At 63.3% G+C, this 19,997-nt stretch carries 11 protein-coding genes and 1 pseudogene; 11 read left to right on the plus strand and 1 reads right to left on the minus strand.

Features of this window, described 5'->3' with window-relative positions; translation table 11 throughout:
- The first annotated feature begins 272 nt into the window (after positions 1-272).
- The 6 genes and pseudogenes from NKG95_RS24415 to NKG95_RS24440 form a co-directional block, all read left to right on the plus strand.
- Complete coding sequence (locus NKG95_RS24415) at positions 273-5,978, plus strand: HAMP domain-containing protein (protein ID WP_353042807.1); 5,706 nt, start codon at positions 273-275, stop codon at positions 5,976-5,978.
- A gap of 52 nt (positions 5,979-6,030) precedes the next feature.
- Positions 6,031-8,070: a PAS domain-containing hybrid sensor histidine kinase/response regulator gene (locus NKG95_RS24420; protein ID WP_353042772.1), complete on the plus strand. Its 2,040-nt coding sequence runs from the start codon at positions 6,031-6,033 to the stop codon at positions 8,068-8,070.
- 78 nt (positions 8,071-8,148) lie between these two features.
- Positions 8,149-9,036 (plus strand): alpha/beta fold hydrolase, encoded by an 888-nt coding sequence (locus NKG95_RS24425; protein ID WP_352640724.1) that lies wholly within the window; start codon positions 8,149-8,151, stop codon positions 9,034-9,036.
- Between the two features lie 203 nt (positions 9,037-9,239).
- Positions 9,240-10,739, plus strand: coding sequence for a helicase HerA domain-containing protein (locus NKG95_RS24430; RefSeq protein WP_352495732.1), 1,500 nt, complete (start codon positions 9,240-9,242; stop codon positions 10,737-10,739).
- Between the two features lie 379 nt (positions 10,740-11,118).
- The gene (gene ampH / locus NKG95_RS24435) at positions 11,119-12,249 is read left to right on the plus strand and encodes a D-alanyl-D-alanine-carboxypeptidase/endopeptidase AmpH (RefSeq protein WP_352847805.1); all 1,131 of its coding nucleotides are present in this window, start codon (positions 11,119-11,121) and stop codon (positions 12,247-12,249) included.
- A 269-nt stretch (positions 12,250-12,518) separates the two neighbouring features.
- Positions 12,519-12,995, plus strand: a pseudogene (locus NKG95_RS24440) (ATP-binding protein); the annotation flags it as partial.
- Positions 12,996-13,283: 288 nt separating this feature from the next.
- On the opposite strand, the gene NKG95_RS24445 reads toward NKG95_RS24440, so the two are convergent.
- On the minus strand, positions 13,284-14,123 hold the full coding sequence (locus NKG95_RS24445; protein WP_353042773.1) for a hypothetical protein: 840 nt from the start codon (positions 14,121-14,123) through the stop codon (positions 13,284-13,286).
- Positions 14,124-14,582: 459 nt separating this feature from the next.
- Between NKG95_RS24445 and NKG95_RS24450 the strand changes: the two genes are divergently transcribed.
- The 5 genes from NKG95_RS24450 (at position 14,583) to NKG95_RS24470 (ending at position 19,877) form a co-directional block, all read left to right on the plus strand.
- A complete protein-coding gene (locus tag NKG95_RS24450) occupies positions 14,583-15,182 on the plus strand; it encodes an ANTAR domain-containing response regulator (protein WP_352548924.1) in 600 nt (199 codons plus the stop codon).
- 2 nt (positions 15,183-15,184) lie between these two features.
- Entirely contained in the window at positions 15,185-16,423 is a 1,239-nt protein-coding gene (locus NKG95_RS24455; protein ID WP_352483957.1) for a CmpA/NrtA family ABC transporter substrate-binding protein, read from the plus strand.
- A 357-nt stretch (positions 16,424-16,780) separates the two neighbouring features.
- Positions 16,781-18,097, plus strand: coding sequence for a CmpA/NrtA family ABC transporter substrate-binding protein (locus NKG95_RS24460; RefSeq protein WP_352717849.1), 1,317 nt, complete (start codon positions 16,781-16,783; stop codon positions 18,095-18,097).
- 74 nt (positions 18,098-18,171) lie between these two features.
- Positions 18,172-19,068 (plus strand): nitrate ABC transporter permease, encoded by an 897-nt coding sequence (gene ntrB / locus NKG95_RS24465; RefSeq protein ID WP_352483959.1) that lies wholly within the window; start codon positions 18,172-18,174, stop codon positions 19,066-19,068.
- An 11-nt stretch (positions 19,069-19,079) separates the two neighbouring features.
- Positions 19,080-19,877 (plus strand): ABC transporter ATP-binding protein, encoded by a 798-nt coding sequence (locus NKG95_RS24470; protein WP_023718003.1) that lies wholly within the window; start codon positions 19,080-19,082, stop codon positions 19,875-19,877.
- Positions 19,878-19,997: the final 120 nt, after the last annotated feature.

Raw genomic sequence — 19,997 nt, forward strand, 5'->3', positions numbered from 1 at the left:
GAGTTGCATCGCTCTATCGCGATCTGTACCAACGAGAGTTTTTCCGAGATGTTCCGTTCGACAGAAATAGTGATCGATACAATACTATGGATCTTTGTTGCTCGTCGTTTCATGAAATGCGGCGGCGAAATTTCTGCCGCATAGCGGCAACTTCCTTTGGAACCAAATCGAACATACCGCGTTGTTGCGCTTGCGGGGAGTTGTGTCGGCCGCAGGGGACAGTTTCACCAGGACATTCAAGAAATCCGTGAGCTGGGAGGGGCGCTGTGAGCGTGCTTGCATCCACAAGGCAATTGGACCACCGTCAAATACTGAACGCGCTGAAGGCTTTTCGGAGCGGTGATTTCTCCGTTCGCATCGATAGTGTCTACACCGGCCTCGATTCCGAGATCGCCGACACCTTCAACGAAATCGTAGAACTCAACGATCAGGTCACGCGCGAGTTCGAACGCCTCAGCAAGGTCGTCGGCAAGGATGGCCGGATCGGCGAACGCGGCCGTGTCCGCAACGCTACCGGCAGTTGGGAATCGAGCGTCCGTTCCGTCAACGATCTGATCGAGGACATGGTTCAGCCGACGGCCGAAGTGGCGCGCGTCATCGGCGCGGTCGCCAAAGGCGACCTGTCGCAGACGATGATGGTCGAAATCGACGGCCGGCAGTTGCGCGGCGAATTCCTGCGCATCGGCAAGATCGTCAACACCATGGTCGGGCAACTGGCCTCCTTCGCCTCGGAGGTGACGCGCGTGGCGCGCGAGGTCGGCACCGAAGGCAAGCTCGGCGGCCAGGCCCGCGTGAAAGGTGTGGCCGGGACCTGGAAGGACCTGACCGACAACGTCAACGCCATGGCGACGAACCTGACCGGGCAGGTGCGCAACATCGCCGAGGTGACGACCGCCGTCGCTTCCGGCGACCTGTCGAAGAAGATCACCGTCGATGTGAAGGGCGAAATCCTCGAGCTCAAGAACACCATCAACACGATGGTCGACCAGCTCAATTCCTTCGCCTCGGAAGTGACGCGCGTTGCGCGCGAGGTCGGTACAGAAGGCAAGCTCGGCGGCCAGGCGCGCGTCGAAGGTGTCGGCGGCACCTGGAAGGACCTGACCGACAACGTCAACCTGATGGCAGAGAACCTGACCGGCCAGGTGCGCAATATCGCCGAGGTGACCACTGCTGTGGCGCTTGGCGACCTGTCGAAGAAGATCACGGTCGACGTCAAGGGCGAGATCCTCGAGCTGAAATCAACCATCAACACCATGGTCGACCAGCTGAACTCATTTGCCGGCGAAGTGACGCGCGTCGCCCGCGAAGTCGGCACCGAGGGCAAGCTCGGCGGCCAGGCGCAGGTGCGCGGCGTTGCCGGCACCTGGAAGGACTTGACCGACAACGTCAATTCGATGGCCGAGAACCTGACCGGCCAGGTCCGCAACATCGCCGAGGTGACGACCGCGGTTGCTTCGGGCGACTTGTCGAAGAAGATCACCGTCGCCGTGCAAGGCGAAATCCTCGAGCTCAAGGACACCATCAACACGATGGTCGACCAATTGAACTCCTTCGCCTCGGAAGTGACGCGTGTGGCGCGCGAGGTCGGCACCGAAGGCAAGCTCGGCGGCCAGGCCGAGGTGAAGGGCGTCGGCGGCACCTGGAAGGATCTGACCGACAACGTCAACCTGATGGCCGCCAACCTGACCGGCCAGGTGCGCAACATTGCCGAGGTGACGACCGCCGTGGCCCGCGGCGACCTGTCGAAGAAGATCACCGTCGACGTCAAGGGCGAAATCCTGGAGCTCAAGGACACCGTCAACACGATGGTCGACCAGCTCAACTCCTTCGCCTCCGAAGTGACGCGTGTGGCGCGCGAAGTGGGATCGGAAGGCAAGCTCGGCGGCCAGGCGCATGTCGAGGGTGTCGGCGGCACCTGGAAAGATTTGACCGACAACGTCAATGCCATGGCCGGCAATCTGACCGTGCAGTTGCGCGACGTGTCCAAGGTGGCGACGGCAATTGCGACCGGCGACCTCACCCAGAAGATCACGGTCGATGCATTGGGCGAGATCCTGCAGATCAAGGACGTCATCAACACGATGGTCGACCAGCTGAATTCCTTCGCCTCCGAGGTGACGCGCGTGGCGCGCGAAGTCGGTTCCGACGGCAAGCTCGGCGGCCAGGCGCAGGTGCGCGGCGTTGCCGGCACCTGGAAGGACCTGACCGACAACGTCAATGCGATGGCCGCCAACCTGACCGGGCAGGTGCGCAACATCGCCGAGGTGACGACTGCGGTGGCGCTTGGCGATCTGTCGAAGAAGATCACGGTCGACGTGCGCGGCGAGATCCTCGAGCTGAAGGACACCATCAATACGATGGTCGACCAGCTGAATTCCTTTGCCTCGGAAGTGACGCGCGTGGCGCGCGAGGTCGGCACCGAGGGCAAGCTCGGCGGCCAGGCGCAGGTGCGCGGCGTTGCCGGCACCTGGAAAGATCTGACCGACAATGTGAATTCGATGGCCGAGAACCTGACTGGCCAGGTTCGCAACATCGCCGAGGTCACCACCGCAGTGGCGCGCGGCGACCTGTCGAAGAAGATCACCGTCGACGTCAAGGGCGAGATCCTGGAGCTGAAATCGACCATCAACACCATGGTCGACCAGTTGAACTCCTTTGCCGGCGAAGTGACGCGTGTCGCCCGCGAGGTCGGCACCGAGGGCAAACTTGGCGGCCAGGCACGGGTGGAGGGCGTCGCCGGCACCTGGAAGGACCTGACCGACAACGTCAATCTGATGGCGACGAACCTGACCAACCAGGTGCGCGGCATCGCCGATGTCGTGACCGCGGTCGCGCAAGGCAATCTCAAGCGCAAGCTGACGGTCGATGCCAAGGGCGAGATCGCCTCGCTCGCCGACACCATCAACGGCATGATCGAGACGCTTGCGACCTTCGCCGACCAGGTGACCAACGTCGCCCGCGAAGTGGGCATCGAAGGCAAGCTCGGCGGCCAAGCCCGTGTGCCTGGCGCTGCCGGCCTTTGGCGCGACCTGACCGACAACGTCAATCAGCTCGCCGCCAATCTGACCACGCAGGTGCGCGCGATTGCCGAGGTGTCGACGGCGGTGACCAAGGGCGATTTGACCCGCTCGATCAGCGTCCAGGCCTCCGGCGAGGTCGCGGCGCTGAAGGACAACATCAACGAGATGATCCGCAATCTGAAGGACCAGACGCTGAAGAATGCCGAGCAGGACTGGCTGAAGACCAATCTCGCCCGGTTCTCGCGCATGCTGCAGGGCGAGCGCGACCTGGCCACGGTCTCGCGTCTCATCATGTCCGAACTCGCCCCGCTGGTGAATGCGCAATATGGCGTGTTCTACGTGACCAACCGCGACGAGGATGAATTCTATCTGGAACTCGCCGCCTCCTATGGCGCCGAAAGCAAGGCGGAGATCAAGCAACGCCTCGATCTGCGCGAAGGCCTTGTCGGGCAAAGTGCCGCCGACAAGCGCGCCATCATGCTGGACAATGTGCCGCCCAATTTCCTGCGTGTCACGTCCGGCCTTGGCAATGCCGCGCCAGCGAACGTGATCATTCTTCCGGCTCTGTTCGAAGACGAGGTGAAGGCCGTCATCGAACTCGCCTCGTTCAGCGAATTCCGCGACACGCACCAGTCGTTCCTGAACCAACTGATGGAATCCGTCGGCATCGTTCTCAACACCATCGCCGCCACCATGCGCACCGAAGGCCTGCTCAAGCAGTCGCAGCTGCTGACTTCGGAGCTGCAGGCGCGTCAGACCGAGCTGACCAAAAAGCAGGAAGAGCTGCACGCCACCAACGAGGAGCTGCAGGAAAAGGCGCAGTTGCTCGAGAACGAAAAGAAGCAGGTGGAGAACAAGAACCTCGAAATCGAGATGGCGCGCCGTGCGCTGGAGGAGAAGGCCGAGCAGCTGGCGCTTACCTCGAAATACAAGTCGGAATTCCTCGCCAATATGAGCCACGAACTGCGTACGCCGCTGAACTCGCTGCTCATCCTTTCAAACCTGCTCGCAACCAACCAGCAAGGCAATCTCAACGACAAGCAGGTCGAGTTCGCGCGCACCATCAACTCGGCCGGCACCGACCTTCTGAGCCTCATCAACGATATCCTCGATCTGTCGAAGATCGAATCGGGCACCGTCTCGATCGACATCAACGACATGCCGGTGGTGCATCTTCGCCAGCATATGGAGCGAACCTTCCGGCAACTGGCGACCGACAAGGGACTTGGCTTCACCATCAATGTCGACCCCGAGCTTCCGGAGACGGTCCGCACCGACGAGAAGCGCTTGCAGCAGATCGTGCTCAACCTTTTGTCGAACGCGTTCAAATTCACCTCCGAAGGCGAAGTCAGCTTGAATTTCCGGGCCGAAAAGACTGGCCGTCACAACGGCTCGGTGCAACCGATGGAAGCGCTCGCGATCGCGGTTACCGATACGGGCATCGGTATTCCGCAAGACAAGCAGAAGCTGATTTTCGAGGCCTTCCAGCAGGCCGACGGCACCACCAGTCGCAAATATGGCGGCACCGGGCTTGGGCTCTCGATCAGCCGGGAGATCGCCCGGCTGATCGGCGGCGAATTGCGGGTCGAGAGCACGCCGGGCACGGGTTCGACGTTCACGCTGGTCATCCCGTTCGACGGACCTCGGATGGCCTTGGCAACGCAATCGGCGTTGCTGCCGGCGACCGAAGTGGCCGCATCGACGGCGCAGCCGAGCCCGCCATCTTCCGAATTGCTCGATGATCGCGATACGATCTCACCGGAAGATAGGGTCGTGCTGATCGTCGAGGACGACCCGACCTTTGGCGGTTTGCTGCTCGGCCTGGCGCGTTCGGCCGGGCTGAAGGGCGTCCTGTCGACCGCGGGCTCTGGCACGCTGGCTTTGGCCCGCAAGCTGGTTCCCGATGCGATCACGCTGGATCTCGGACTATCAGATATCGACGGCTGGGTGTTGTTCGATCTGCTTCGCCATGACCCGAAAACCAAGGACATTCCCGTCCATGTCATCTCGGGTGCCGAAGATATCGAGGTGCTTGCCCGCAAGGGCGCATCCACCATTTCAACCAAGCCCGTGTCGGCGGACGAACTGATGAAGGTCTTCCAGGACATTCACTCCAGAAAGCTCCGCGTCCAGCGCCGCGTTCTGATTGCCGATACCGATCCCGAGCGCCGTCTCTCGTTGATCGAGGCGATCCGCGACGGCGTCACCTCGGTCACCGCGATCGGCCGCGTCGCGGCGAATGCCGACGACATCGGCATCGCCGGCTATGATGCCGTTGTGCTCGGCCTTGGCCGCTCGGCCAAGGACAACGCCCAGATGCTGGATGAGATTGCCGTCCTGTTCGGGCAGTCCGTGTCGCGACTGTTGTTCTTCGCGCCGCATCCGGAAGCGCTGCAACAGTCGCTCGCCTTGCATCCGGCATTGGCGGACGTTCCGCGGGCGGAGAATTTCGCGCAGCTGGCTCTCCTGATATCCGCAACGCTCCCGGGGCGAGGCCACGACAGTTCGGCAGCCGAACAGCCGGATAAATTCGACCTCGCCGGCGCAAAGGTCCTCATCGTCGACGACGACATCCGCAACATCTATTCGCTCACCAGCGTTCTTGAGACCTATGACATCCAGGTGCTGCACGCGGAGCGCGGTAGGGAAGGTATTGCGCTTCTGGAGCAGAGCCCGGATATCGACGCCGCATTGATCGATATCATGATGCCGGAGATGGACGGCTACGAGACGATGCGGCAGATCCGCGGCATGCCGGCAATCGCCCATATCCCGTTGATCTCGGTTACCGCCAAGGCAATGAAGGGCGACCGGCAGAAGTGCCTCGACGCCGGCGCCTCTGACTATATCGCCAAGCCGGTCGACCTCGACCTGCTGCTGGCCTTGCTGCGTGTCTGGATCGGCCGCTCGCGATCCCGTGTCCATCGTCCGGAAAAGACGCTCATGGCAGTGAACTGACGGCCGCTCGATGCAGAAACTGTCGAGAAACGGAGCGAGGAAGCTGGAGGTTATGGCCCCGGCGACAGGGCCGGCAAAGGCGCGCATCCTGGCCGTGGATGACGACGAGCGCAATCTGCTGGCGATCGGCGAGGTTCTGGCCCCTGTCGGCGAAGTCGTCTGCGTGCAGTCGGGCGAAGAGGCGCTGCGCGCTCTGCTGAAAGAGGATTTCGCAGTCATCCTGCTGGATGTGCTGATGCCTCGGCTGGACGGCTACGAGACCGCTGGATTGATTCGCCAGCGCGAGCAATCCAGGCGAACGCCGATAATCTTTCTCACCGCCATCAACAAGGAAGACGCCCACATGCTGCGCGGCTATGACGCCGGCGCGGTGGATTACGTGTTCAAGCCCTTCGACCCGGCCATGCTGCGTTCCAAGGTAGCCGTGTTCGTCGAACTTCATGAGAAGACGCTCGAAATCCAGCAAAAGGCGGCTGCCGAGCAACGGCTGCTGGCCCAGGCACTGCAGGCGCAGCAGGAAAAACTCGAGGCCGAGCGGGCGCTGCGTAGCGCCCAGGAGCGGCAGCATGCCATTTTGAGCTCTCTTCCGGTCTGCTTCCACGCAAGGGCGGCGGAGCCGCCGTTCGGCGCCAGCTTTGTCACCGAAGGGGTCGAACGCTTGACCGGCTTTCCTGCCGAACGGCTGACCTCCGATCCAGGCTTCGGCCTAAGCCGGGTTCATCCCGACGATCTGCCGAGAGTGAGGCAAGCCCTGCTCGCAGCCAAGGCCATCGGCTCCTACACCTGCGAATTCCGCTGGCAATGCGCCGACGGCAATTACCGGATTTTCCTCGACCAGGGCGTCCTGTCGAACGGTTCCGATGGCCAGAGGCCCGAGATCCTCGGCACATTGCTGGACGTTACCGAGCGGCGCGAGCTTGAGAACCAGCTGCTGCAATCGCAGCGCCTCGACGCGATCGGCAAGCTTACCGGCGGCCTGGCGCATGATTTCAACAATCTGCTTGCCGCCATTCTCAGCGGATTGGGATTGCTCGAGCGCCACGCCGAGTTCGACGGACAGGCCAGGCAGGTTCTGGAACTGACACGCCGGTCGGCAAAACAAGGCGCCGAGCTCGTCAACCGCATGCTTGCGTTCTCGCGCCGCCAGACACTGAGGCCGCAGGCCGTGCGCCTCGCCGCGCTCGGCGACACCATGAACGGGTTGGTGGCCCCGGTCCTGGGAGGCCTGATCCGTTTCGATTGGCTTGTCGACGACACGGTGTGGCCGGCGCATGTCGATGCCAGCCAGCTGGAGCTGGCGCTGATGAACCTGGTCTTCAACGCGCGCGATGCCATGCCGTCCGGCGGCAGGATAATCGTGGAGGCGCAAAATCGAACGCTAGGCAGTGCAGCCGAGGATATTTCGGCGGGCGACTATGTCGTGGTCACCGTCAAGGATACGGGGTCGGGCATACCGGCCGACATTCTCGCCAAGGTCGTCGAACCGTTCTTCACCACAAAACCGGTCGGCAAGGGCACTGGCCTCGGTCTGAGCACGGTGCATGGCTTCGTCAAGCAATCGGGCGGCACGCTCCGCATTGAGAGCACCGTCGGCAGTGGAACATCCGTCCAGCTCTGGCTGCCGCGTTCAATCGAGCGCCCGGTGGAAATCGCCGACAAGTCCGATGCCGACAACACCGTCGTGAATGCCGGCGAGGACTATCCGTCGGTCCTGCTGATTGACGACAGCAATGTACTGCGGGAACTGACGGCGCAATCGCTTCGCCAACATGGCTTTGCGGTTACCTGCGCCGGGGGCGGTGCGGAAGCGCTGGCGATGATCGAGCGGGCGCCGTACGATTTCGATGTCATCGTCACCGATTTTGCCATGCCGCTCGTCTCGGGGCTCGAGGTCATCCGGTTCGCCCGCAATCTGCGGTCCGATTGGCCGGCGGTGATGATAACCGGATATGCCGACGCCGACGCGATCGCCGACCGGCCCCCCGACGTGCCGCTGCTCGGCAAACCCCTGCGCGAAAAGGACCTGATGGAGAGCATTCTTGCAGCGGCTGCGCGCGCCGGATCGCCGAGGGCCAAGCAGGCCAGCCGGTGAAAGGCGGACCATTGGAACCTGATCCATGGGTTGCCGTTGGGTAGGTCTCTGGCTGCGCTAGGATCGGAGGAGAGACTGATGGCGACAGCGGACTGGCCTCTTCCTGAACGCTTCACCTTTCAAGGGAACTCGATCGCCTGGGGCGCGATGGGCGAGGGCTCACCCGCGGTATTGCTGCATGGCACGCCTTTCTCATCGTCGGCATGGCGTAGAATTGCGCCTTTGCTCGGCCAACAGAGGCGAATCTATTGCTTCGACATGCTCGGCTATGGTCGATCTGATAAACCCGATAGCGACGTGTCTCGTGGCATTCAGAACGAGCTTTTCGCGGCCCTTTACGATCATTGGGGCCTGCGTGCCCCCGATGTCGTCGCGCATGATTTCGGCGGCTCAACAGCGTTACGCGGTCATTTGCTCAATGGGCTCGACTATCGGTCGCTGGTGCTGATCGATCCGGTCGCAATCAGCCCGCAAGGCTCACCACTTGTTCAGGCCGCCAAGAAACACGAGGCGGTCTTTTCCGGCCTTCCGCACTACATTCATGAAGCAATCCTGCGCGCCTACATCGGCGCCGCCGTAGCGAATGCGCTGCGCGAGGAAGAGATGGCGCTCTACCTCGCGCCGTGGCTGGGAGCCGAAGGTCAAAAAGCTTTCTGGCGCCAGGTCGCTCAGATGGATGACAAATACTCGCAAGAGGTCGAGTGGCGCTACGGCGAGATTCGTTGCCCCGTTGCCATCCTGTGGGGCGAGGACGACCAGTGGATTCCCATCGATGACGGTCGCGAGCTCGCGCGCCGCATTTCGAGTGCTTCCTTCCATGTCGTGCCGAACGCGAAGCATCTTATGCAGGAGGACGCGCCGGAAGCGATCGTGGCGACAGTGCTTGGCTTCTGGCGAGACCTGGAGGAGCGGGCAAATGTCCGCAAAAAACCGGCTTCGGCCGCTCGATCTCCATCGCGTCAATGAAGGCTTTGGGCGATCGGTTTGATCCGGTTGCCGATGCCAAGGACAGGAATCCACCCCTTAGCGGCAGTCTCGAATCGAAACGGTACGTTTCGTATCTTTGACCCTAGCAGCATCCAGCCTGTGCGCAACACGGAGCGCCGGCCATGGCGCGCTCGACGGGCTGTGATGCGGTTGATAAGCCCTCTCCCCAAGGAGAGTCGGACATGACCGTTGCGATCGAGATGGGCCAGACGAGCGCGGGCGCCCCGGCGGCGCTGGATCTTGAGGAACTGCTGGCGACGCGGCTTCTGGTGCAGGGCAATTCGGGTTCCGGCAAATCCCATCTGCTGCGCCGGCTCTTGGAGCAGAGTGCGCCCTGGGTACAGCAGACCATCATCGATCCCGAAGGCGACTTCGTCACGCTTGGCGACCGTTTCGGCCATCTGGTGATCGATGCCGAGGAGCATACCGAGCGCGGCCTGCAGAGCGCCGGCGAGCGGGCGCGCATCCATCGCGTCTCCACGGTGCTCAATCTCGAGGGGCTCGACGCCGAGAACCAGATGCGGCGCGCCGCCGCCTTCCTCGGCGGACTGTTCGAAGTCGCCCGCGACCACTGGTACCCGATGCTGGTGGTGGTGGACGAGGCGCAGCTGTTCGCGCCGGCAGTCGCGGGCGAGGTTTCGGACGAGGCGCGCAAACTCTCGCTCGGCGCCATGACAAACCTGATGTGCCGTGGCCGCAAACGCGGGCTTGCCGGCATCATCGCCACCCAGCGGCTGGCCAAGCTCGCCAAGAACGTGGCCGCCGAGGCTTCCAATTTCCTCATGGGCCGGACTTTTCTCGATATCGACATGGCGCGCGCCGCCGACCTTCTCGGCATGGAGCGGCGCCAGGCGGAGGCCTTTCGCGACCTCGAGCGCGGGCAATTCATGGCGCTCGGCCCGGCGCTGTCGCGCCGTCCGCTCGGCTTGCGCATCGGCCCGACCGATACAAGTCCGCGCAATGCGACCCCGCGCCTGATGCCGCTGCCGGAATCGGCACTGGAGGACGCGCGCGCCATCATCCTAGCGGCCCCGCCGCCCGAAACTGTCCGGCCCCAGCGCCGGTCGTCGCCGGACCTGCTCGATCAGCTGATGGCGGCAAAGTCGGCGGCGCTGGAAATCCGCCCCGAACCGGTGGAACCGCCGATCAGCGCCGAGGATCTGGCGGAGCGGCGGGAGCGCGTCGACCGGGTCCTGCGCGCCGTGCTGGCGCAGCCTGATGCGGGGTTCCGCGTCATCGGCGTGCTCTATCAGGAGTTCGTGGTCCGCTGCCGCATCGAGGGCCTCGCCTCGGTCGTGCCGGACCTGCCGGAGTTCCGCCGCATGCTGACGCGCGCCCGCGCCGGGCTCGGCTCCGACATGATAGGCGACGATGCCTGGCAGGACGTCTCGGCGCGCGCCTCGCTGCTGCCCGAGGACATGCAAGGCGTCTTCATGATGATCGCCCGCGCGGCGAAGGAAGGCTGGCCCTGCCCGAGCGACGCCGCGATCGCCCGCGCCTACGGCTCGCACTCGCTACGCCGCGCACGGCGCCTGCTGACCTATATCGAGGAGCAGAGGCTGATCGTGTGTCAGCTTGACGGGGGCGGACGGCGGACGGTGACGCTCGTGGAGCTGGCCTGGGCGACGGCGCCGGGCGATCCGAATGCGGTGGAGGCGGAGCAGCGGAGTGCGGTGGGGTGAGGCGGCGGGCGAGCGCGGTCTTCATCATACGACGACGATTGGCGCGACGCAGATCCGCTATTGTAAGTTGTTCGACGCTACAGCACTCCCTCTTGCCGACGGCGCTTTACATATCTTCTAAATTACCAGCGGGTCGGTTTGCCAATGAAGAGATCAGCCGCGATCAACTGACGAAGACAAGAAATACGGCAGGACTGTAGCGCAAATATCCGCCGAACCTACGCTACCTCCGCCGATTACCCCTTCGGTTCATTCTGTTGACATCTCCTGCTTCTGGAGAGATGGTAAGATACTACGCGGCGGCCCTTTTTCCGAAGATTTTATTCTGCAGCTTTATCAAAGGATTTTGGCAATGCGTTTGTCTCGATCGCGCCGACTTATGGCCATCGCTTTGACGGCAATCGCAGCCGTCACGCTTCCCTCTTATGGACATGCCGAGGACAAGCTGCTGACGGAAGCGGTGCAGTTCAACGGTACGATCCTGTATCTCTCCACCAAGGTGCCTGGCCTGATCTTCGGCGCCGTGCGCAACGGCGAGACGGCCTTGGCCGGTTTCGGCAAGATTGCCGACGGGAGTGAAAAAGTGCCCGACGGCGACACAATGTTCCGCATCGCGTCCGTGAGCAAAGTGTTCTGCGGCGGTGTGCTTTCCTCGCTGGCGATCGACGGCAAGGTACAACTCACCGACCGGCTGCAGGATCGCCTTGGCTGGGACGTCACGCTCCCGGAGAAGGACGGCCGCGCCCTCCGCCTGATCGATCTCGTCGCGCAAGCTTCCGGCCTTCCGCGGGAGGTGCCAGTGGCCGAGGCGCCCCCCTCAGACCCTTTCTCTACGAACACCAAAGAGGCGCAGATTGCCGCCCTCAAGGACAATCCGCTGCTGTTCGCGCCGGGCACCGCCGTTCTCTATTCGAACTTCGGATACGACCTCCTCGGAGCGGCGCTCGCTAATGTCTCTGGAAAGCCTTATGCCGAGGTCCTTCGAGAGCGTGTCCTCGATCCCCTCGGCATGAAAGACACGGTTTTCAACCCAAGACCGGAGGACGAGCCGCGCCTGATGCAGGGCCATAACTTCGACGGCAGCCCCATGCCAATCGTGCCGACGAGCACAGCCATGGAGTGCGCCGGTGGATTGTACTCGACCGCGGACGACCTGCTGCGCTGGATGAACTGGCATGTCGACAACAAGCCTTCCGCGGCCGACGCCGAGTTGCGCCTTTTGAACCACGCGGCTTTTTTGTACCGGGACGGGCTCGCGTCGGTGATGGGGCTGGATGACGGCGGGCCGATGGACGCCATGGGTCTCGGATGGGTCATCATGCTCCCTAACGAGCATCGCCCGCTCATCCTCCAGAAGAGCGGCGGCCTGCAAGGGATGTTTCTCTATGTTGCGATTGCACCGACACGCGGCGTCGGCGCTTTCTTCGTCATGAACGAATTCAATGCCGCCGGCTTCATGGCTGGGGTCAAGACGACGAACGATCTCGTCGCAGAGATCGCTCCACGCTGATTTTCGCGCTGATCGGGAGGACGTGCGCGATGATTGGCGCTATGGAGGGACCTGACGGTCGGTATATTTCCCGGCAAGGCAAGCGCGACATCGGCTATTTCCGGCCGACCGCTTAGCCTCCTGAGGATGACCTTTGCCGGCTTCATCGCTGCTCACGGCCTGCTCATGCTGCGGCCAAGGTTCTGCCTCTCTCGCCTCTTCGGCATCCCGCTTTCGTAGCCGACCGCGAATGCCGCGCTGCTCGCAGTCCCGACACCATCAGCCGCCTCTTGGCGCAACCCGATGCCGGCTTCCGCGTCATCGGCGTGCTCTATCAGGAGTTCGTGGTCCGCTGCCGCATCGAGGGCCTCGCCGCGGTCGTGCCGGACCTGCCGGAGTTTCGCCGCATGCTGACCCGCGCCCGCGCCGGGCTCGGCTCCGACATGGCAGGCAACGACGCCTGGCAGGACGTCTCGGCGCGCGCCTCGCTGCTGCCCGAGGACATGCAAGGCGTGTTCATGATGATCGCCCGCGCCGCCAAGGAGGGCTGGCCCTGCCCAAGCGATGCCGCGATCGCCCGTGCCTACGGCTCGCACTCGCTACGCCGCGCACGGCGCCTGCTGACCTATATCGAGGAGCAGAGGCTGATCGTGTGTCAGCTTGACGGGGGCGGACGGCGGACGGTGACCCTGGTGGAACTGGCCTGGGCGACGGCGCCGGGCGATCCGAATGCCGAGGAGGCGGAGCAGGGGAGCTTGGCGGGGTGAAGCGGCGGGGCAGGCGCACTGAGAAAGCGCCGCTGGATCAGGCCGGGGTGAAGTCTGCTTTGCGCCGCATTAACGTCATTCTCCATTCGAAGCGCTCAGGCCGGAAGCTGCCGTGCGTAAGGACGCCCAGTCATTGCCCGCCGCGGATAAGTTTGCAGCTGGACAATAATGGCCAGCCGGGCGATCCCGGTATTTAGCGTTGCTTCGGCGGGTCAATACTGAGCCTGCGCTTGCGCGCCATCCCTCTCGACAAGACCAACGGCTGGACGGGATCGAGCGCAGGCGGGTTCAGTTGGTGCTGGTTGTGGGGGTGAACCCGCACTGCTTCTGTTCCATATCGATCTGCTTCGTGATGCGGACGGCGTTCTGTGCGTAGGCCTCCGTCACGGAGCCACTATTCACGGTCTTGTCCTTCAGCGGACTCACGCCTGCGCAGAGGTGGAAAACATGCGGCTCGGTGGACTTCGCGGCTCCGTTTTCGGGCGCGATCCAGTAGACGACATCCTGACCGGCGGGGTGGCTCGCGTCCCGCGTCGCCGCCGCCACCGCGGCGGTGTCCGTCGCGATCGCCTGCGCCTGAGCGGCGACGTCGGGCGAACAGGCGGTGGTGGGCTGCCCCGACTTGATCTGGGCTGCGCATGCGTTCATATCCTGGGTGTACTGTTCGATCGACGGGGGTTTGAAACTGATCCCCATGACCGTCGCGAGCACGGCCAGCGCAGCGCCGAGGCCGCCGGCAACCTTCTTGGTTTGCGGATCCATGTTTTTGTCGGTGAGGATCAGGAAAACCAGCGGAAGGAAGGCAATCAGCGTGATGATTGCGCCGAGCTGGTTTTGGAAGAAGAACCTGGCCGCGTCGGATGCACGGGCCGGATCGTGCCTGTTGGCCGCCTTCCACAGCAAGTTGCCGGCGATTGCAAAAATCGCGATGCCGACCAGAAGGCCGATGATCAGCGGCAAGTGTCCCTGGTCGAACTTGTTCTGGCGAAGCAGAATAACCCCGTAGATCTCGCCGCCAATGGCGACGATCCACGAGAGTGCGGCGAAAAGGCGAAGACGCGTGGCGGAGGACTTCTGGCCCTGCGTCGCTTGCCAATCCTTGGTAACGTCTGGCTTGTTGTCGGTCATCGACCAGATCCCCTGATATCGACACTTCTGCGGGCGGCAACCCGCCCTGCGTAGCGTCATTGAACGATCGTCACCTGCCTTAGCGACGCGGCGAAAATGTGAACGCCACGGCAGGCCTCCCCATCCATATTGCGCATGAGTGAATCCGTCCATACCCACGGAGGCAGACGCCTATGCGGCGATGGCTCCGTTCTTCTTAATCTCTGGCTCGAACTTGACGCTGCCTTCCCTCGCTTGCCTCGCTTCCCTGGCGATCCGCCTCGTTGTCGCCGACGGCATAGAGAAGGCGGTCAAAGCCGGTGCGGCTCAAGGTGAAGGCTGGTGCCGGCGCCCGCGGCATCAAGTTGGTCGCTGCGGCCGTTGCATCTAAAGCCTCAGGCGGCGCCTGGACGCCGGCTTTGTTTCCGTGAATCTCGCCATACCGCATTGCACAATCGCCTCGCCTGCGCAAAATGCGGCATGATCCGCAAATCCCTCACTGTCCTGGTGATCGATGAAAACCACATCCGCGCTTCGATAATCGAAGCAGGACTGCGGGAGGCCGGGCATCAGCAGGTCACGGTCATCCATGACGTCACCGGCATAGCGCGGCGGATCGCCGAGATCGAACCCGACGTGATCGTCATCGATCTCGAAAATCCAAACCGCGACATGCTCGAAAACATGTTCCAGCTTTCGCGCGTGGTGAAGCGGCCGATCGCCATGTTCGTCGACCGCTCGGACCAGGCTTCGATCGAAGCCGCGGTGGAAGCCGGGGTGTCGGCCTATGTCGTCGACGGCCTGCGCCAGGAGCGGGTCAAGCCGATCCTCGACATGGCGATCAGCCGCTTTAACGCGTTTTCGCGCATGGCGCGCGAACTGGAGGAGGCCCGCAGCGAATTGGAAAGCCGCAAGGTGATCGATCGCGCCAAGGGCATATTGATGAAGTCGCGCGGCTTGTCGGAGGACGCGGCCTATACGCTGCTGCGCAAGACCGCCATGAACCAGAACCGCAAGATCGGCGAAATCGCCCAGAGCCTGGTGACGGCGGCAGGCCTTCTGGATCCCGAGGAGAGTTGACGATGGCGGCCGAGCACCGGATCAATGCTGGCTTCATGCCGCTCTTCGACAGCGCTGTCCTCGTTGCGGCAAAGGAAATCGGCTTCGCGCTGCGCGAAGGCATCGATCTGACGCTCAACCGGGAAACATCCTGGGCCAACATCCGTGACCGCATCGCCATCGGCCATTTCGATCTCGCGCATATGCTGGGGCCGATGCCGATCGCCTGCAATCTGGGGCTGACGCCGCTCGCCTCCGACACGGTCGTGCCGTTCTCGCTCGGCCTTGGCGGGAATTGCGTCACGGTTTCGAACGCGGTCTGGGCGGGCATGGCCGCGCACGGCGCCCGACCCGACCTCGATCCGGCGCGGGCCGGCAGGGCGTTGGGGGCGCTGATCCGCAAACGGGCGAATGCCGGCGGCGATCCGCTTCGCTTCGCCGTCGTCCATCCGCACTCCGGGCACAATTACGAACTGCGCTACTGGCTCGCCGCCTGCGGCATCGACCCGTCGCATGAGATCGAAATCGTCATCGTGCCGCCCCCCTTCATGGCGGACGCGCTCGCCGCCGGCAGGATCGACGGCTACTGCGTCGGCGAACCCTGGAACAGCGCCTCTGTCGTCGCCGGCACCGGCCATATCGCCACGGTCAAGGCGGCCATCTGGAAGACCAGCCCGGAGAAAGTCATCGGCGTGCGCAAGGCATGGGCGGAAAAACAGCCGGACGCGCTTTCGGCCCTGCTGCGCGCGCTGCATCATGCGGCGCGCTGGTGCCAGGATCCGGCAAACCGCGGCGAACTCACGGCCCTGATGGCGCAGCCGGCCCTCCTCGGCCTGGCGCCAGCGCTGCAGATGCCAATCCTCAGCGGTCATCTTGCGCTCGGCGGCGGCGCCGAACTGAGCGTCGGCGACTTCTTTCTGCCCTTCGACAAGGCGGCAAACTTCCCGTGGAAGAGCCATGCGCTGTGGTTCTACACGCAGATGGTGCGCTGGGGGCATGTCGCGCACACGCCGGAAAACCTCGCTGTTGCCCGCGACTGCTACCGCCCCGATCTCTACCGCTCGGCGTTGAAGCCGCTTGGCGTGGCGCTTCCCGGTGCTAATGCCAAGGTCGAGGGCGCGCTGAAGGCCGCGACTCCAGTTGGTTCGGCGGGGGCAAGCCTGGTGCTCGGTCCCGACGGGTTCTTCGATGGCCAGATCTTCGATCCCGACGAGATCGACGCCTACATTGCCGGCCAGAAATTGGCGCGCGCCGAAGCCTGATCATTTCCGCGCCATTCTTGTGCACTGCACAAAAAATGTGCGTGCAACTGCGCTAATGAACAATCCTTAGCTTGCGCGCCCAGCGGGCCGGCGCGCCGACGATTGTGGTATGTCATTGATCTCATTGATGTTTGCCATCCATTCCGAAACTGGCACGGTTCCTGCATTGCAATAGGCAGACTCTTCTCGGGGTCACGGAATACGCGTCCAATGGCGGGCGCTACAGGCAAAGCTGCCGCTCAGGTCAACACGCGATCCCGGATGACGGACGCGCGCGGCCTGGCTGGCGGCTTTTTGTTTTGGTCGAACACGCAATCGACGGCGCCGATCCCAAGCCGCGCCCAACCGGAGATGACGATGACGAAACGCACCAATAGCCATTCCGCCCAACCGGCGATCAGCCGCCGCGATTTCCTGAGGATCAGCGCGGCCACCGCGGCAACGCTGGCGGCGGCGCGTGCGCTGCTGCCCTCCGGCGCCTATGCGGCACCCGCCGCGCCGGAAGTCACCGGCGCCAAGCTCGGCTTCATTGCGCTGACCGATGCGGCACCGCTGATGATTGCCAAGGAAAAAGGCCTGTTCGAGAAATTCGGCATGCCCGATGTCGAGGTGCTCAAGCAGGCCTCGTGGGGCGCAACGCGCGACAATCTGGTGCTCGGCGGCGAAGCCAACGGCATTGACGGTGCCCATATCCTGACGCCGATGCCCTATTTGATGCACACCGGCAAGGTGACGCAGAACAAACAGCCGCTGCCGATGGCGATCGTGGCCCGGCTCAACTACGACTGCCAGGGCATTTCCGTCGCCCAGGAATATGCCGCCACCGGCGTTGGCCTCGATGCCTCAAAGCTGAAGGAAGCCTTCGCCGCCAAGAAGGCCGCGGGCAAGGAGGTCAAGGCCGCCATGACCTTCCCGGGCGGAACGCACGACCTCTGGCTGCGCTACTGGCTGGCTGCCGGCGGCATCGATCCCGACAAGGATGTCTCGACCATCGTCGTGCCGCCGCCGCAGATGGTCGCCAACATGAAGGTCGGCAACATGGACGTGTTCTGCGTCGGCGAGCCATGGAACGAGCAGCTCGTCCATCAGGGCGTCGGCTTCACCGCGGCCACCACCGGCGAACTGTGGAAGGGCCATCCGGAAAAGGCGCTCGGCCTGCGCGCCGCCTTCATCGACAAATATCCGAACGCCACCAAGGCGATCCTGATGGCCGTCATGGAGGCCCAGCAATGGTGCGAGGCAAAAGAAAACAAGGACGAGATGGCCGCCATCATCGGCAAGCGGCAGTGGATGAACGTGCCGACCGCCGACATCATCGGCCGCCTCAAGGGCGACATCAACTACGGCAATGGCCGCGTCGCCAACGGCACCGATCTCTACATGAAGTTCTGGCAGGGCGGCGTGTCCTATCCCTTCAAGAGCCACGACAGCTGGTTCCTCGCCGAGAACATCCGCTGGGGCAAGTTCGCGCCGACCACCGACATCAAAGCACTGGTCGGCCAGGTCAACCGTGAGGATCTGTGGCGCGAGGCGGCCAAGGATCTTGGTGTCGCCGCGGCCGATATTCCGGCGTCTTCGTCGCGCGGCACCGAAACCTTCTTCGACGGCAAGATCTTCGATCCGGAGAATCCGTCGGCCTATCTCGACAGCCTGAAGATCAAGGCGTCGGCCTGAGCCCGACATAGATGCGCGACAGTGCGTTGGCAACGCCGCCCGTTGTGCATGTGCTGCCAAGGAGTTTTCGAGAAATGTCTATCCAAGCCATCGAGGACAGCAAGGTGAAGCCGTTCCCCGCGCCGGCCAAGCCCGCCGAGGTCATCGCTTTCACCGCCAGGGCGCGGCGCCGCTTCGACCCGGCCGCGATCGCCGGCAAGCTGGCCAGCACGCTGGTGCCGCCGGTCATTGTCATCACCATCATGCTCGTCGTCTGGCAGGTCGCCTGTTCGTCGCCCACAGCCAGCCTGCCACCGCCAAGCCAGGTGTGGAACGAGGCCTATGACCTGATCGCCCATCCGTTCTTCGACAACGGCCCGCAGGATATCGGGCTCGCCTGGCGGGTGCTGATCTCGCTGCAGCGCGTCGCCGTCGGCTTCGGCCTTGCGGCGATCGTCGGCGTTGCGCTCGGCGCGCTTGTCGGTCAGTCGATCTGGGCGATGCGCGGCCTCGATCCGGTGTTCCAGATCCTGCGCACGGTGCCGCCGCTCGCCTGGCTGCCGCTGTCGCTGGCCGCGTTCCGCGATTCCAGCCCGTCGGCGATCTTCGTCATCTTCATCACCTCGATCTGGCCCATCATCATCAACACCGCGGTCGGCGTCCGCAACATCCCTGAGGACTACCGCAACGTCTCCCGCATCCTCAGGCTCAACCAGTTCGAATTCTTCGTGAAGATCATGGTGCCGGCAGCTGCACCTTACATTTTCACCGGCCTGCGCATCGGCATCGGTCTGTCCTGGCTCGCCATCGTCGCCGCCGAAATGCTGACCGGCGGCGTCGGCATCGGCTTCTTCATCTGGGACGCGTGGAACTCATCGCGGCTGCCCGACATCATCGTCGCGCTCGCCTATATCGGCGTCACCGGCTTCTGCCTCGACCGCCTGGTCGCGGCGGTCGGCGTCTTCGTCACCCGCGGCACAACGGCAAAGTGAGGAGAGGGACGATGACGGCCTATCTGAAACTCGACCACATCGACAAATCCTTCGCCCGCGGCAGCCAGGTCAGCGACGTGCTGAAGGACATCCGGCTGACCATCGACAAAGGTGAATTCGTCTCGATCATCGGCCATTCAGGCTGCGGCAAGTCGACCTTGCTCAACCTGATCGCCGGCCTGACCAAGGTCTCGGCCGGCGCCGTGCTGCTCGAGGACAAGGAAGTCGACAGCCCTGGCCCGGAACGCGCCGTGGTGTTCCAGAATCACTCGCTGCTGCCCTGGCTCACCGTCTACGAGAACATCAATTTGGCAGTCACGAAGGTCTTTGGCCGGAGCAAGAGCCGGGCCCAGCGGCATGAATGGATCATGCGCAATCTCGATCTCGTGCAGATGGCGCATGCCAAGGACAAACGTCCGGCCGAGATTTCGGGTGGCATGAAGCAGCGCGTCGGCATCGCCCGGGCGCTGGCCATGGAGCCGAAGATCCTGCTGCTCGACGAGCCCTTCGGCGCGCTCGACGCGCTGACGCGCGCCCATCTTCAGGACGCGGTGATGGATATCCATTCGAGGCTCGGCTCGACGACGGTCATGATCACCCACGATGTCGACGAGGCGGTGCTGTTGTCCGATCGCATCGTCATGATGACCAACGGCCCGGCGGCCACCATCGGCGAGGTTCTTCCCGTGCCGCTGGCCCGGCCGCGTCGGCGCATCGAGCTTTCCTCCGACCGCACCTTCCTGCGCTGCCGCGAGGCGGTGCTGAAATTCCTCTACGAACGCCACCGCTTCGTCGAAGCCGCGGAGTAAGGCAATAACCGGAAAACTCGTCATCATCATTGGCAATCTGCATCGGCAATGGGCAATCTACCGCATTGCACAAATATTATGCTGCTGTGCAAGGCATTCTGACTAATCTTTGATCCGCTG

This window comes from Mesorhizobium sp. M1423 (assembly GCF_040317575.1).
In the GTDB taxonomy this organism is placed as follows: domain Bacteria; phylum Pseudomonadota; class Alphaproteobacteria; order Rhizobiales; family Rhizobiaceae; genus Mesorhizobium.